15 protein-coding genes are annotated in these 15,025 nt (G+C 40.0%); 6 read left to right on the top strand and 9 right to left on the bottom strand.

The genetic code is table 11. From position 1 onward, the window contains the following. Window positions 1–2 precede the first annotated feature (2 nt). Complete coding sequence (locus tag DPV85_RS06300; protein WP_111327439.1) at window positions 3–1,517, bottom strand: sodium-dependent transporter; 1,515 nt, start codon at window positions 1,515–1,517, stop codon at window positions 3–5. Between the two features lie 159 nt (window positions 1,518–1,676). Here DPV85_RS06300 and DPV85_RS06295 point away from each other — a divergent pair, with 159 nt between their 5' ends. From DPV85_RS06295 to ilvA, 6 genes are all read left to right on the top strand, one after another. Continuing rightward, entirely contained in the window at window positions 1,677–2,315 is a 639-nt protein-coding gene (locus DPV85_RS06295) for a tellurite resistance TerB family protein (RefSeq protein ID WP_111327438.1), read from the top strand. Window positions 2,316–2,498: 183 nt separating this feature from the next. Continuing rightward, window positions 2,499–4,154, top strand: coding sequence for an acetolactate synthase 2 catalytic subunit (gene ilvG / locus DPV85_RS06290; protein ID WP_111327437.1), 1,656 nt, complete (start codon window positions 2,499–2,501; stop codon window positions 4,152–4,154). A gap of 1 nt (window position 4,155) precedes the next feature. Continuing rightward, entirely contained in the window at window positions 4,156–4,374 is a 219-nt protein-coding gene (gene ilvM, locus DPV85_RS06285) for an acetolactate synthase 2 small subunit (RefSeq protein ID WP_111327436.1), read from the top strand. Then, window positions 4,374–5,009 carry a hypothetical protein gene (locus tag DPV85_RS06280; RefSeq protein WP_111327435.1) on the top strand — a complete coding sequence of 212 codons (636 nt, stop codon included), beginning with the start codon at window positions 4,374–4,376 and terminating at the stop codon, window positions 5,007–5,009. Before ilvM ends, DPV85_RS06280 begins: the two co-directional genes overlap by 1 nt. Before the next feature lie 38 nt (window positions 5,010–5,047). Continuing rightward, window positions 5,048–6,886, top strand: coding sequence for a dihydroxy-acid dehydratase (ilvD, locus tag DPV85_RS06275; protein ID WP_111327434.1), 1,839 nt, complete (start codon window positions 5,048–5,050; stop codon window positions 6,884–6,886). Window positions 6,887–6,970: 84 nt separating this feature from the next. Continuing rightward, entirely contained in the window at window positions 6,971–8,512 is a 1,542-nt protein-coding gene (gene ilvA / locus DPV85_RS06270; RefSeq protein WP_111327433.1) for a threonine ammonia-lyase, biosynthetic, read from the top strand. A 50-nt stretch (window positions 8,513–8,562) separates the two neighbouring features. On the opposite strand, the gene DPV85_RS06265 is transcribed toward ilvA, so the two are convergent. Genes DPV85_RS06265 through atpB form a run of 8 tightly spaced genes read right to left on the bottom strand, consistent with a single transcriptional unit; the run spans window position 8,563 to window position 15,018 of the window. Further along, window positions 8,563–8,991 carry a F0F1 ATP synthase subunit epsilon gene (locus DPV85_RS06265; RefSeq protein ID WP_005699104.1) on the bottom strand — a complete coding sequence of 143 codons (429 nt, stop codon included), beginning with the start codon at window positions 8,989–8,991 and terminating at the stop codon, window positions 8,563–8,565. Between the two features lie 30 nt (window positions 8,992–9,021). Next, entirely contained in the window at window positions 9,022–10,395 is a 1,374-nt protein-coding gene (gene atpD, locus DPV85_RS06260) for a F0F1 ATP synthase subunit beta (protein ID WP_005694944.1), read from the bottom strand. A gap of 16 nt (window positions 10,396–10,411) precedes the next feature. Next, on the bottom strand, window positions 10,412–11,281 hold the full coding sequence (gene atpG / locus DPV85_RS06255) for a F0F1 ATP synthase subunit gamma (RefSeq protein WP_111327432.1): 870 nt from the start codon (window positions 11,279–11,281) through the stop codon (window positions 10,412–10,414). Window positions 11,282–11,299: 18 nt separating this feature from the next. Further along, window positions 11,300–12,841, bottom strand: coding sequence for a F0F1 ATP synthase subunit alpha (atpA, locus tag DPV85_RS06250; RefSeq protein ID WP_005699265.1), 1,542 nt, complete (start codon window positions 12,839–12,841; stop codon window positions 11,300–11,302). A gap of 12 nt (window positions 12,842–12,853) precedes the next feature. Next, entirely contained in the window at window positions 12,854–13,387 is a 534-nt protein-coding gene (gene atpH / locus DPV85_RS06245; RefSeq protein WP_014064468.1) for a F0F1 ATP synthase subunit delta, read from the bottom strand. Between the two features lie 12 nt (window positions 13,388–13,399). Beyond that, entirely contained in the window at window positions 13,400–13,870 is a 471-nt protein-coding gene (gene atpF / locus DPV85_RS06240) for a F0F1 ATP synthase subunit B (protein ID WP_005699161.1), read from the bottom strand. Window positions 13,871–13,919: 49 nt separating this feature from the next. Further along, complete coding sequence (gene atpE, locus DPV85_RS06235) at window positions 13,920–14,174, bottom strand: F0F1 ATP synthase subunit C (protein ID WP_005539567.1); 255 nt, start codon at window positions 14,172–14,174, stop codon at window positions 13,920–13,922. Window positions 14,175–14,229: 55 nt separating this feature from the next. Next, window positions 14,230–15,018, bottom strand: a complete 789-nt coding sequence (atpB, locus tag DPV85_RS06230) for a F0F1 ATP synthase subunit A (protein ID WP_111327431.1) — start codon at window positions 15,016–15,018, stop codon at window positions 14,230–14,232. Window positions 15,019–15,025: the final 7 nt, after the last annotated feature.

The following is a 15,025-nucleotide window of genomic DNA, read 5'->3' as shown; positions in this document are numbered from 1 at the left end:
CTTTATTCTCCTTTTTCTTCAAGATTGAGATTCTCTTCATTTTTCCATTTTAAGCGAGAAAGAATGAACGAAACGACTACAAGCAAAATTGCCATACCCCAACCAAAGGTATTTACGAACCAACTTGGATAACCTTCATAACCTTCTGTAAATACCTTCGCACCTTCACTCAATAACATAAAGGCAAGAATACCCGTGGTGATTACAATGCATAAACGCCATAGGAAACCGACTTTGAATGAAGAGCTTTCATTTAAGTGCTTACCTAATAAGCCAAGTTTTTCATTTGCTACAATCACAATTAATGAAACAAATGCTACCGCTACAATACCAAAGTAGTTTACGAATTTATCCAACACATCAAGCATTGGTAGACCGGTTGTGGTACCGAATAAAATCACTGAAACCACCATCATTGGTAAACCCACAATAAAGGTCGCTTTTGCTCGACGTAAACGGAGTTTATCTTGAATCGCTGAAATGATTACTTCAATAACAGAGATAAATGAAGTTAATGCCGCGAAGGTTAATGAACCGAAGAACAATACCCCTAACACTTCACCAAATGGTGCTTTATTAATGATGGTTGGGAATGCAAAGAAAGCTAAACCAATACCGCCTTTTGCCACTTCACTCACTTCCACACCTTGTGCAGCGGCAATAAAGCCTAATGCCGCAAATACACCGATACCTGCAAGTACTTCAAAGCTTGAGTTCGCAAAGCCAACAACTAAACCACTTCCTGTTAAATCAGAATCTTTTTTCAGGTAAGACGCATAAGTGATCATAATCCCGAAACAAATAGAAAGAGAGAAGAAGATTTGACCGTAAGCCGCAATCCACACACTTGGGTTAGACAATTTTGACCAATCTGGTGTAAATAACGCATTCAAGCCTTTTTCTGCACCCGGTAGAAATAAAGAATAAACAACCAACGCCACAAACATCACCACTAAAACAGGCATTAAGATGTCTGAAGATTTAGAAATCCCTTTTTTAATACCTAAAGAAAGTACGCCTAATGCTACTAACCATACTGCGATTAATGGGCCTGTCACCATGCCAACAAACTCAAAGCTCACACCATTGCTGATATCGCCCATTTTTAAGAATTCGTGTAGGAAGAAATCAATTGGTTTATCGCCCCAGGCAGAATTAAGTGAGAAGTAGGTGTAGCTTGCCGCCCAACCTAATACTACTGCGTAGTAAAGACCGATGATGACGTTCACCATCACCTGCCACCAACCAAACACTTCAAAGTGCGGGTTGAAACGACGATAAGAAAGTGGTGCACCACCACGATGGCGATGACCGATTGCGTAATCTAAGAAAAGCAATGGAATACCGGCGGTTAAAAGTGCAATAAGATAAGGGATAATAAATGCACCGCCACCGTTTTCATAAGTGGTATAAGGGAAACGCCAGATGTTTCCTAAGCCAACAGCGGATCCAATCGCCGCCATAATAAATGCTTTCCGACCAGAAAAGGTCTCACGCTTTGCGTTTGACTGCGTCATATTAAGTTCCTTTTGAATGAAGAAAGATTTCAATATAATGAATTCTAAAACCTAGTCAAGAATTTGATTTAAAGTACGGTTAAAAACAATGAATTTTTTTTAAAAATCACTGTCTAAAGGCCAAATTTAATCTCTATTAATAACCAAAAGGAAACATTTATGGATCTCAACAGCATTTTAAATCAAGTTTTAGATGTTGCTAAAAACTCTGCAAGTAAACTTGAAACAGGCAATCAAACTATCGACTCTCTCACCAAAGTAGGCGGTGGTGCAGCATTAGGCGGTCTTTTATCAATGATTTTAGGCCGTAGCGGCGGTGCAAGCTTAGCAAAATTAGGCTCACTTGCCGTTTTAGGTAACCTTGCTTACCAAGCGTACCAAAACTATCAAAAATCCCAACAAAGCAGCCAACCAAACATCTCAGAAAATGCGTTTGATGTATTAAATTCATCAAACCATGTTGATGCGAGTGAGTTGATTTTACGTACTATGATTGCTGCAGCGGCTGCAGATGGTGAAATCACTGAAGATGAAAAACAAACTATCGCAAATGAAGCAGGTAACAATCCTGAATTAGCGCAATGGCTTGAACAAGAAATCCAAAACCCAATTTCTATCAACGAGATTGCTCGTCTTGTAGGTAATGATACTGCACTTGCAAGCAATGTATATTTAGCAGCTCGTTTAGTAAGCAAAGATTTATCTCGCAAAGAAATTATTTTCTTAGCAGATTTAGCTCAAGCGTTAGGTTTAGATGATGCGCTTGTTGAACAATTAGAAAAACAAGCAGGCTTCTAATTTTGTGTAGAAAACATTATGTTTTCTGACCGCACTTCTTATCAAAAAACACGATAATCTTAGTTATCGTGTTTTTTTCATTTGTTTTTTCGCGAAAACCTAACCAAAGGCGAAAAATTCCGCTACAATGCTGAACTTCAATATTCATAAAATTATTTAATAATCATAAAAACGGGAAGCAACATGACAGGCGCACAACTCATTATCGAATGTTTAAAAGCGCACGGTGTAACCGATCTTTTCGGCTACCCAGGCGGGGCAATCATGCCAACCTACGATGCCATCTATGACTCAGGTCTTGACCATCTTCTTTGCCGTAACGAACAAGGTGCCGCTATAGCCGCAATTGGTTATGCTCGCTCCACAGGCAAAGTCGGCGTTTGTGTCGCAACGTCAGGCCCTGGCGCCACCAATTTAATTACAGGTTTAGGCGATGCCTTTGCTGATTCTGTGCCACTCGTAGCATTTACTGGCCAAGTGGCTGCTCCTCTTATCGGTACCGATGCTTTCCAAGAAGCCGATGTTTTAGGTTTATCTCTTGCTTGCACCAAGCACAGCTACATTGTGCAATCCATTGAAGAACTCCCCGAAATTATTGCCTCTGCTTTCCAAATTGCACAAAGTGACAGACCAGGCCCTGTGTTAATTGATGTGCCTCGTAACATCCAAGTGAGCGATGTACCTGAACATGTAAAACCTATTGTCAAACCGACCGTAAAACCAACCGCACTTTCAGAATTAAAATTAACTGAAGCCAAAGCATTATTGGCACAAGCGAAAAAACCCGTGCTTTATGTGGGTGGTGGTGTAGGCATGGCGAAAGCCACACAAGCGGTCAAAAAATTCCTACAAATCACCAAAATGCCATCTGTTTCAACATTGAAAGGTTTAGGCTCAATTGACCCAACAGATCCCGTTTATATGGGCATGATTGGTATGCACGGCACGAGACCGGCAAACATTGCCGTGCACGAATGTGATTTATTGTTAGTGTGCGGTGCACGTTTTGACGACCGCGTGACGGGTAAATTAGACAGTTTTGCGCCACAAGCTAAAGTGATTCATTGTGATATTGATGCGGCGGAAATCAACAAACTCCGTGTGGCAAATGTCGCCCTTCAAGGTGATTTAATTCAAGCCTTAGAAGCTTTAAGTATCCCGCTTGCGATTGATGATTGGCGTGCGCATATTCAAGCGCTGAAAGCCAAACTCGACTTCACTTATATCGACAATGCAGGCAACCGACCGATTGACCCTTGGTCATTACTCAACACACTTTCACAGCGTAAACCTCAAAATGCCGTGATTTGTACTGATGTGGGCCAACACCAAATGTGGTCTGCACAACATATGCGTCATTTCGCACCAGAAAACTATATTACCTCTGCGGGCTTCGGCACCATGGGATTTGGTTTGCCTGCAGCGGTAGGTGCGAAAAAAGCACGCCCTCATGATGAAGTGATTTTGGTGACAGGCGATGGTTCATTGATGATGAACATTCAAGAATTGGGTTCAATCAAACGCGGCAAATTACCAGTGAAAATTTTGCTGTTAGATAACCAACGCCTTGGTATGGTGCGTCAATGGCAAGACCTTTTCTGGAATAAACGCCGTTCTGAAACCATCTTAGAAGATAACCCTGATTTCGTGATGTTGGCAAAAGCCTTTAATATTCCAGCTGAACGCATTGAGCGTGCTGATGAAGTAGATGCAGCACTTAATCGCTTATTAAATAGTGAAACAGCCTATTTATTGCAAGTATGCATTCCACCTGAAGAATGTGTATGGCCATTAGTGCCACCGGGTGCATGCAACACAGATATGTTGGAGGAAATTTAAGATGAACCAATATACTTTTGACTTGATCGCTCAACACCGCCCAGAGGTTTTAGAACGTGTATTACGCGTTATTCGTTTACGCGGCTTCACTGTGACTAATATGGAGATGGCATTGGTAGAAACCAAAGTGCAGTTAAAAATCACTGTAAAATCTGACCGCACTTTTGATTTGTTGGTGAATCAATTGGCGAAACTGCCGGATGTATTAGGAATAAAATAATGAAAAATATACGTTTGTTATTAGGGTTACTTATTACTTTCGTGCTATTTGGATGCACTTCATTACAAGATAAAGAACTATCTTCTCAAAAAGAAGTAATTCACTCTTTCTTTATAGCAGAAGACAACATTTATGCTATAGGGCAACTTAATAGTTATCACTTTGCCGGTTCAAAATATAGTCAAACTGGAGATTTAATTCGTATCTTACGATCACCTTACGTAAAAAACATATCATCTGTGAAAATTCATTCTATCGCTAAAGATGTTGAAAAAAACAAAGTGAAAGCTACATTAACACTATATTTTAATGATAAAGAGCTTACTCAAAAGCAATCTAATGAGCTCTATGGACAAAAATATTACTATATGCATGAGCATAATATATTTTTTATAATGGAAGATGGTGAAATTGTTGATATTAAAAATAAAAATGAGATTTTGAAAAAAGCTAAATTGATTAAACCTTTAGAAACTAAGTACTTAGAATATCGTCAAGAAAAAAGATTCAGTGCAGCTGCAACAGAGGATAACATTACAATTGCTGGACGAGCATCAACGGCAATGATTGTTTTTGTACCGTTAGCAATTATCTCATTACCTTTTTATGCAATTCAGTCTTTATCTGGAAAATAAAAACAAACCCTAAAAATTTACTTGGAGAATTTATAACAATGCCAAAACTACGTTCAGCGACCAGTACTCAGGGTCGTAATATGGCGGGTGCACGTGCCTTATGGCGTGCAACAGGGATGAAAGAAAATGACTTTGGTAAACCGATTATTGCGGTAGTGAACTCATTCACCCAATTTGTACCAGGACATGTTCATTTAAAAGATATGGGACAACTAGTCGCAGCTGAAATTGAAAAAGCAGGCGGCGTGGCAAAAGAATTCAATACAATTGCGGTGGATGATGGAATCGCAATGGGCCACGGCGGGATGCTTTATTCCTTACCAAGCCGTGATTTAATCGCAGATAGCGTGGAATATATGGTTAATGCTCACTGTGCTGATGCTATGGTGTGTATTTCTAACTGTGACAAAATCACCCCAGGAATGTTGATGGCAGCAATGCGTTTAAACATTCCAACTATTTTCGTTTCAGGCGGCCCAATGGAAGCAGGTAAAACGAAATTATCAGATCAACTTATTCGCTTAGACTTAGTTGATGCGATGATTGAAGCTGCTGATCCGAATGTAAGTGATGAGCGTATTGATGTGATTGAACGCAGTGCTTGCCCTACCTGTGGTTCTTGCTCAGGGATGTTTACCGCTAACTCAATGAACTGCTTAACCGAAGCGTTAGGTTTATCTTTACCAGGTAATGGCTCGATGTTAGCGACCCATGCTGACCGTAAAGAATTATTCTTACAAGCAGGTCGTCAAATTGTTGAGCTTTGCAAACGCTATTATGAACAAGATGATGAAAGCGTATTGCCACGTTCAATTGGCACCTTTGAGGCCTTTGAAAATGCCATGAGTTTAGATATTGCGATGGGTGGTTCAAGTAATACCGTTTTACACTTATTAGCGGCAGCTCAAGAAGCTGGCGTAGATTTCCAAATGGCTGATATCGACCGCTTATCCCGTGTTGTCCCTTGCTTAAGCAAAATCGCACCAAACACCAATAAATACCACATGGAAGATGTGCACCGTGCAGGTGGCATTATGGGCTTATTGGGTGAATTAGATCGCGCAGGATTAATCCACCGTAATACCAAAACCGTGTTAGGAACAACACTAGAAGAACAATTAAATCAATACGATATTATTCGTAACAAAGACGAAGAATTACATAAATTCTTCCGTGCCGGCCCTGCCGGTATTCGCACCACGCAAGCCTTCTCACAAGATTGTCGTTGGGATAGCGTAGATGATGACCGTGTAAGTGGATGTATCCGTAACAAAGAAAATGCGATTTCTCAAGAAGGCGGTCTAGCGGTATTGTTTGGTAACATCGCTAAAGATGGTTGTATCGTAAAAACCGCGGGTGTAGATGAGTCTATCTGGAAATTCACCGGTCGTGCTATCGTATTTGAAAGCCAAGAAGATGCTGTATCTGGTATTTTAGGTGGTAAAGTCAAAGAAGGTCACGTTGTGATTATCCGTTACGAAGGTCCAAAAGGCGGCCCGGGTATGCAAGAAATGTTGTATCCAACCAGCTACTTAAAATCTATGGGCTTAGGTAAAAAATGTGCTTTATTAACGGATGGTCGTTTCTCTGGCGGTACCTCTGGATTATCTATTGGTCATGCCTCGCCTGAAGCGGCATCTGGCGGTGCCATCGGTTTAGTACATAATGACGATATTATCGAAATTGATATTCCAAATCGCGCGATTAATCTCAAAATCAGCGATGAAGAATTAGCAAAACGCCGTACCGAGCAAGATGCCAAAGGCTGGCAACCAGCTAACCGTGAACGTGAAGTGTCTTTTGCATTAAAAGTATTTGGTCACTTCGCTACTTCTGCGGATAAAGGTGCCGTTCGTGATAAAACACTTTTAAAATAGTGTCTGATTCTCCCTCTCTTTTATGAGAGGGAGAAATAAAACAAAGAAAAAATTACCCGCACTTCATCATAAACAAAAAATACAATGAAAAACCTACTCACCAATCCTCAACCCTCTCAATCGGATTACATTAACGCTATTGTCAAACTTGGCTCCAGAGTATATGAAGCCGCTACCGTAACTCCACTACAAAAAATGGGCAAATTGTCTGATCGCCTACATAATAATATTTGGATTAAGCGTGAAGACCGCCAGCCAGTAAATAGCTTTAAGCTTCGTGGTGCTTATGCAATGATTTCTAGCCTTTCTGATGAACAAAAACAGGCTGGTGTTATTGCTGCTTCTGCGGGCAATCATGCGCAAGGCGTAGCATTATCAGCGAAACAACTTGGGCTAAAAGCATTGATCGTTATGCCACAAAACACGCCAAGCATTAAAGTGGATGCAGTTCGCGGTTTTGGTGGTGAAGTGTTGCTACACGGAGCAAATTTTGATGAAGCCAAAGCTAAAGCTATTGAGCTTTCAAAATCTAAACATATGACATTTATCCCGCCGTTTGATCATCCATTGGTTATCGCTGGGCAAGGTACATTGGCGATGGAAATGTTGCAACAAGTTGCCGATTTGGATTATGTCTTTGTACAAGTCGGAGGTGGTGGTCTCGCCGCTGGCGTAGCCATTTTACTCAAACAATTTATGCCGGAAATTAAAGTCATTGGTGTCGAATCCAAAGATTCAGCTTGTTTGAATGCGGCCTTAAAAAAAGGTGAACCTACCGATTTAGCACACGTTGGCTTATTTGCTGATGGTGTAGCAGTAAAACGTATTGGTGACGAAACATTCCGTTTATGTCAAAAATATTTAGACGGTATGGTATTGGTAGACAGCGATGAAGTTTGTGCGGCAATGAAAGATTTATTCGAAAATGTGCGTGCTGTTGCTGAGCCATCTGGTGCCTTAGGATTAGCTGGTTTGAAGAAATATGTAAAACAAAACAATCTGGAAGGCAAAAATATGGCGGCAATTTTATCTGGTGCCAATCTTAACTTCCATACATTGCGTTATGTTTCAGAACGTTGCGAAATTGGTGAAAACCGTGAAGCTTTACTGGCGGTAACCATGCCGGAACAGCCTGGCAGCTTCTTAAAATTTGCTCATGTCATCGGCAACCGTGCGGTAACAGAATTCAGTTATCGTTATGCAGATAATCAAAAAGCCTGTATTTTCGTTGGTGTGCGCACGGCTAATGAAGCTGAAAAATCGGAAATTATTGCTGATTTAACGAAAAATGGTTTTGATGTAGAAGATATGTCTGATGATGATATTGCGAAAACTCACGTACGTTATTTAATGGGTGGACGAGTATCCAATCATCATGAACGACTTTATAGCTTTGAATTTCCAGAGCAAAAAGGCGCTTTACTTAAATTCTTAGAAATTTTGGGTAAACGTTGGAATATTTCATTATTCCATTATCGTGCACATGGAGCCGATTACGGTAATATTCTTGCGGCTTTCCAATTAGGCGAAAAAGATAACGTAGAATTTAAACAAGCTTTAGCAGAACTCGGTTATGTTTATGAAGATGTGAGTGAAAGTAAAGCATATCGATATTTCTTACGATAGAAAAATAAAAAGAGCGGTCAAAATAACCGCTCTTTTTTATTATCATTAACTTATCGTTTTGATTTAACGAGTTTTTCAGTAAGTTCGTAAGCACGAAGTTTCGCTAACTCTTTAGAAAGTTTAGCTACAAGTAAATCATGATCCACATCAACTGCGTGATTCACAATATTTTCTTCCGCTTTACGTTTTGCTTCACGAATACGATCTGCATCTAACTCGCTACCGCGAATTGCAACATCGGCAAGTACCGTTACTACTTTAGGTTGAACTTCTAAGAAGCCGCCTGAAACATAGATAACTTCTTCATTGCCATCTTCAAGGGTGAATTTAACAATCCCTGGCTTAATCGCCGTCATCAAAGGGGTGTGGTTTGGTAAAATACCAAGTTCACCTTCCACACCTGTTGCTTGGATTTGTTTAACAGCACCTTCAAAGATTTTTCGCTCTGCGCTGACTATTATTAGGTTAAATGTCGCCATTTTTGTTCTCCTTCAAATGACTTGAAGTGATTACATATTTTTGGCTTTTTCTAGCGCTTCGTCGATTGTACCGACCATGTAGAACGCTTGTTCTGGAATATGGTCGTATTCGCCGTTTAAAATACCTTTAAAGCCGCGGATAGTTTCTTTTAAAGAAACGTATTTACCTGGAGTACCGTTAAATACCTCAGCAACGAAGAACGGTTGTGATAAGAAACGTTCAATTTTACGTGCACGTGCTACCACAAGTTTGTCATCTTCAGATAACTCGTCCATACCAAGAATTGCAATAATATCTTTTAATTCTTTATAACGTTGTAAGATACCTTGTACGCCACGCGCTACATCATAGTGCTCTTGACCAACAACGAGTGGATCTAATTGGCGTGAAGTTGAATCTAATGGGTCAACCGCAGGGTAAATACCTAAAGACGCAATTTGACGACTTAATACAACTGTTGAGTCTAAGTGCGCAAAGGTTGTTGCCGGAGATGGGTCAGTTAAGTCATCTGCAGGTACGTATACCGCTTGTACAGAGGTGATAGAACCTGTTTTGGTTGAAGTGATACGTTCTTGTAACACACCCATTTCTTCTGCTAAGGTTGGTTGGTAACCTACCGCAGATGGCATACGACCTAATAACGCAGATACTTCAGTACCAGCAAGGGTATAACGATAGATATTATCCACGAAGAATAATACATCACGACCTTCGTCACGGAATTTCTCTGCCATAGTTAAACCGGTTAACGCAACACGTAAACGGTTACCTGGTGGCTCATTCATTTGTCCGTAAACTAATGATACTTTATCTAATACGTTAGAATCTTTCATTTCATGATAGAAGTCGTTACCTTCACGAGTACGTTCACCTACACCCGCAAATACGGAGTAACCTGAGTGCTCAATCGCGATATTACGGATTAATTCCATCATGTTAACGGTTTTACCTACACCCGCACCACCGAATAGACCTACTTTACCACCTTTTGCGAATGGACAAATTAAGTCGATAACTTTGATACCAGTTTCTAATAATTCCGTACTGTTAGATTGTTCTTCGTAGCTTGGTGCTGGACGATGAATAGACCAATTTTCTTCCGCGCCAATTTCACCTTGCTCATCGATTGGTTCACCTAATACGTTCATAATACGGCCTAACGTTTTAGTCCCTACTGGAACTTGAATCGGGTTACCCGTATTTTCTACTTTTAAGCCACGTTTTAAGCCGTCAGATGTACCTAATGCGATACAGCGAACTACACCGCCACCTAATTGTTGTTGAACTTCAAGGGTTAAACCTGATTCAACTTTTAATGCATCGTAAACTTTTGGTACTGCATCTTGTGGGAATTCAACGTCAATCACCGCACCGATGATTTGTACAATTTTTCCTGCTGACATTACCGTTCCTCTTTCATTAAATCGCTGCCGCGCCAGCGACGATTTCGTTTAATTCATTTGTAATACTTGCTTGACGGGCTTTATTGTAAACTAATCGCAAGTCATTGATTAAATTACCTGCATTATCAGTTGCCGCTTTCATTGCTACCATTCTAGCAGCTTGCTCGGAAGCAAGGTTATCTACCACAGATTGATACACTTGTGATTCCAAATAACGAGTAAGCAAACTGTCTAATAAGACTTTTGGCTCTGGCTCGTAAAGGTAATCCCAGGTGCTTTGTCTTTGCTCTAAATTATCGGTTTCTAATGCCGGTAATGGTATTAATTGTTGATAAACAGGTTTTTGCGCCATTGTATTAACAAATTTATTGTAGGCAATATAAACTGCATCTACTTCTTCGTCTTTATAGCTATCAAACATACCGTTTGCAACACCAATTAAGTCTTCCATTGTCGGATTATCACCCAAACCGGAAAGTTGTGCACGAACAGGTAATCCTAATGAACGGAAAAAGCTAATGCCTTTTGAGCCAATTAAACCCAATTCAACATTAACACCTTTATCTTTCCATTGTTTGATTTCTGTCATGACGGTTTTAAACAAGTTAATGTTCAAACCACCACACATTCCACGGTCAGTCGAGACCACTAAGATCCCGACTTTTTTCACTTCGCGTTGAATTAAAAATGGGTGTTTATAACCAACACTTGCTTTAGAGACGTGGCTGATAACATTTCGTATTGTTTCAGAATACGGACGAGAAGCCGACATACGATCCTGCGTTTTACGCATTTTCGAGGTCGCCACCATTTCCATTGCCTTTGTAATTTTTTGCGTACTTTGTACACTGGCAATTTTGGTTTTTATCTCTTTTGCACCTGCCATCTTATTTCTCCGTTACTTTTACCACGCGCTGTTGGCTTTAAAGTTATCCAAAATCGCTTTCAATGATGCTTTAACTTCATCATTGTAATTACCGGTTTTGGTCAATTCAGCCATAAACTCGCTGTGGTTACGGCGAGCGTAATCTAAAAGTGCGGCTTCAAAACTTGCAATTTTTTGCAATTCCACATCTTCTAAATAGCCAAACTCAACCGCGAAAAGCAACACAGATTGCTCTGCTACGCTAAGCGGTACATATTGTTTTTGTTTCAATAATTCAGTGACTTTTTCACCGTGAGAAAGTTGTTTGCGGGTAGCATCATCAAGGTCAGATGCGAACTGAGCAAACGCCGCTAATTCACGATATTGAGCTAATGCAGTACGGATACCACCAGCTAATTTTTTCACTACTTTAGTTTGTGCAGAACCACCCACACGAGATACCGAAATACCAGGGTTTACCGCTGGACGAATACCAGAGTTAAATAAGTTAGATTCTAAGAAAATCTGACCATCGGTAATCGAAATTACGTTCGTTGGAACGAATGCTGAAACATCACCTGCTTGAGTTTCAATAATTGGAAGAGCGGTTAAAGAACCAGTTTTTCCTTTTACTGCACCTTGAGTGAATTTTTCTACGTATTCTTCATTTACACGTGCTGCACGTTCAAGTAAACGTGAGTGTAGATAGAATACGTCACCTGGATAGGCTTCACGACCTGGTGGACGACGTAATAATAATGAAATTTGACGATAAGCAACGGCTTGTTTTGATAAGTCATCGTAAACGATTAACGCATCTTCACCGCGATCACGGAAATATTCACCCATTGCACAACCAGCATAAGGTGCTAAATATTGTAAAGCAGCTGATTCAGATGCAGATGCCGCAACAACGATAGTGTTTTCAAGTGCACCGTGCTCTTCTAATTTACGTACGACGTTTGCAATAGTCGACGCTTTTTGACCGATCGCGACATAGATACATTTAATACCTGAATCACGTTGGTTAATAATTGCGTCGATTGCTAATGCTGTTTTACCCGTTTGACGGTCACCGATGATTAACTCACGTTGACCACGACCGATTGGAACCATGGAGTCAACCGCTTTATAACCGGTTTGTACAGGCTGATCAACAGATTTACGATCGATAACACCTGGTGCAATCACTTCAACAGGAGAGAAACCATCGTTTTCAATTTCACCTTTACCATCGATTGGTTGACCAAGTGTATTTACCACACGACCTAATAAACCACGACCAACTGGTACTTCAAGAATACGGCCAGTACATTGTACTTCCATACCTTCAGCTAAATCTGCGTAAGGGCCCATTACTACCGCACCAACAGAATCACGTTCAAGGTTAAGTGCCATTGCGTAACGGTTGCCTGGTAAGGCGATCATTTCGCCTTGCATCACATCGCTTAAGCCATGAATACGAATAATCCCGTCACTTACAGAAACAATAGTCCCTGTATTACGGGCTTCGCTCACCACGTCAAATTGAGCGATGCGTTTTTTAATCAATTCACTAATTTCAGTTGAATTTAGTTGCATCTTGTATTCCTCTTATAATTGCAACTCATTTGCGAGACGAGCAAGTTGTCCACGACTACTTCCATCAATCACAAAATCTTCTGTACGAATCACTACACCGGCAATCAGTGAGCTATCTACATTGCAATTTAATTTCACTTTGCGAGCTAATCTTTTTTCCATTGCAGCTGCAATTTTTTCGATTTGTGTTGCATTCAATGGTTGTGCTGAAGTTACTTCAACTTCTGCAATAGCTTGATGTTCTTCCACATAATGTTTAAATTCTTCAAACACGGTAGGAATCGCACTCAAACGCTTATTTTCAGCCATTAACCGAATAAGATTTTGCCCATATTGATCCAATTGTTCGCCACAAATAGAAATTACTGTATCAGCTAATTTCTGTGCAGAAAGAGAACTACTTAAGTAAGCTTTTACCGTTTCATCTTCAGCTACGGCTGCAGCAAAACCTAACATTTCAGTCCATTTTTCAACCGCACTTTGTTCAATGGCAAAGTCGAATGCAGCTTTTGCATAAGGGCGAGCTATTGTAGTTAATTCTGACATAAGCTAAGCCTCTTATAACTCTGCAACTAATTTATCAATAATGTCATTGTTTGCCGCTTCATCAATAGAACGACCCACAATTTTCTCAGCACCAGCCACTGCTAATGAAGCTACTTTAACACGTAATTCTTCTTGAACACGTTTACGTTCTGCTTCTACTTCAGCATAACCTTGAGCAATAATTTTTGCTTTCAGTTCTTCGGCTTCTGCCTTCACTTCGTCTAACACTTCATTGCGACGTTTATTCGCAGCATCTAAAATTTCTTGAGCTTGTACTTTGGCAGATAGAAGTTCTTGTTCCACAAGATTTTTAGTATCTGCTTGCTCTTTTTTCGCTGCTTCAGCTGACGCTAACGCGTTCGCAATTTGGCTTTGACGTGTTTCAATCGCATTAATAATTGGTGGCCAAACAAACTTCATGCAGAACCACACGAAAAGTGCGAACGCAATAAGTTGACCAATCAATGTTGCATTTAAATTCACAACGTCCTCCTTACTATGCTTGTTTTACGTTGATAAGCAAATAAGGTGATTATTGTAATAAACCGATGAATGGGTTTGCGAAAATGAAAAGTAATGAAATACCAACAGCAATCATTGCAATCGCATCCAAAAGACCAGCCACGATAAACATTTTAGTTTGTAGGCTAGATGCTAATTCAGGTTGGCGAGCAGATGATTCTAAGAATTTACCACCTAAGATCGCAAAGCCGATTGCAGTACCTAATGCAGCAAATGCAAGAAGAATTGATGCACCAATGATTGTCGCTGTAATTACAGTTTCCATAATGTTCTCCAATAGATAGAAGTTAAGTTTAGCCCTAGAGCCGGTTAATAAAAAATTAATGTTCTGCTTTGTTATAAGCAATACTTAAATAAACCACCGTTAACATCATAAAGATGAATGCTTGTAACGTAATAACCAAAATATGGAAAATAGCCCAAGCTAGGTGTAATGGAATTCCCAATGCTGCAATAGCCACATTTGCAGAGTACATCACAGCGATAAGAATAAAGATTAATTCCCCTGCATACATATTACCGAAAAGACGGAAAGCAAGAGAAATAGGTTTAGCTAATAAAGTTACGGTTTCAAGAATAAAGTTTACAGGAATAAACGCCCAATGATTAAAAGGGTGGAGTGTATATTCTTTAACTAAACCACCAAAACCTTTTGATTTAACTGTATAGAAAAGAATAAGGAAGAATACGCAGATTGACATACCTAATGTTGCACTGATATCTGCTGTTGGTACTGCTCTTAAATAATGAATACCAAAAAGACCGGCAAATTGAGGAAGAAAATCAACTGGGATTAAGTCAATAGCATTCATAATGAATACCCAGCAGAAAATGGTTAAAGCAATTGGTGCGACCACATTACGCGGACCATGAAAGTTTTCTTTCACAATGCCATCAACCCAACCTACAACAATTTCAACCAAACATTGCATTTTGCCTGGTACGCCTGTCGTAGCATTTTTTGCAACACGAGAAAAGATAAACAAGAAAATCACTGCCGATACAATTGAGAAAAAAAGCGTATCGAAGTGAACGTTCCAGAAACCATCACCTGTCTTCAAGAAAGACAAGTGGTGACTAATATATTCGGAAGTTGTTTGTCCAGACATAGTCAAC

It is taken from the genome of Haemophilus parainfluenzae (assembly GCF_003252725.1).
Taxonomy (GTDB): Bacteria; Pseudomonadota; Gammaproteobacteria; order Enterobacterales; family Pasteurellaceae; genus Haemophilus_D; species Haemophilus_D parainfluenzae_L.
This window is presented reverse-complemented; position numbering and strand designations above follow the sequence as displayed.

Coding starts and splice junctions, on each gene's coding strand:
- DPV85_RS06300 (WP_111327439.1), bottom strand. CDS start 1,517: ATGACGCAGTCAAACGCAAAGCGTGAGACCTTTTCTGGTCGGAAAGCA.
- ilvA (WP_111327433.1), top strand. CDS start 6,971: ATGAAAAACCTACTCACCAATCCTCAACCCTCTCAATCGGATTACATT.
- atpE (WP_005539567.1), bottom strand. CDS start 14,174: ATGGAAACTGTAATTACAGCGACAATCATTGGTGCATCAATTCTTCTT.
- atpD (WP_005694944.1), bottom strand. CDS start 10,395: ATGTCAGCAGGAAAAATTGTACAAATCATCGGTGCGGTGATTGACGTT.
- DPV85_RS06280 (WP_111327435.1), top strand. CDS start 4,374: ATGAAAAATATACGTTTGTTATTAGGGTTACTTATTACTTTCGTGCTA.
- DPV85_RS06295 (WP_111327438.1), top strand. CDS start 1,677: ATGGATCTCAACAGCATTTTAAATCAAGTTTTAGATGTTGCTAAAAAC.
- atpG (WP_111327432.1), bottom strand. CDS start 11,281: ATGGCAGGTGCAAAAGAGATAAAAACCAAAATTGCCAGTGTACAAAGT.
- atpB (WP_111327431.1), bottom strand. CDS start 15,018: ATGTCTGGACAAACAACTTCCGAATATATTAGTCACCACTTGTCTTTC.
- atpH (WP_014064468.1), bottom strand. CDS start 13,387: ATGTCAGAATTAACTACAATAGCTCGCCCTTATGCAAAAGCTGCATTC.
- DPV85_RS06265 (WP_005699104.1), bottom strand. CDS start 8,991: ATGGCGACATTTAACCTAATAATAGTCAGCGCAGAGCGAAAAATCTTT.
- ilvD (WP_111327434.1), top strand. CDS start 5,048: ATGCCAAAACTACGTTCAGCGACCAGTACTCAGGGTCGTAATATGGCG.
- ilvG (WP_111327437.1), top strand. CDS start 2,499: ATGACAGGCGCACAACTCATTATCGAATGTTTAAAAGCGCACGGTGTA.
- ilvM (WP_111327436.1), top strand. CDS start 4,156: ATGAACCAATATACTTTTGACTTGATCGCTCAACACCGCCCAGAGGTT.
- atpA (WP_005699265.1), bottom strand. CDS start 12,841: ATGCAACTAAATTCAACTGAAATTAGTGAATTGATTAAAAAACGCATC.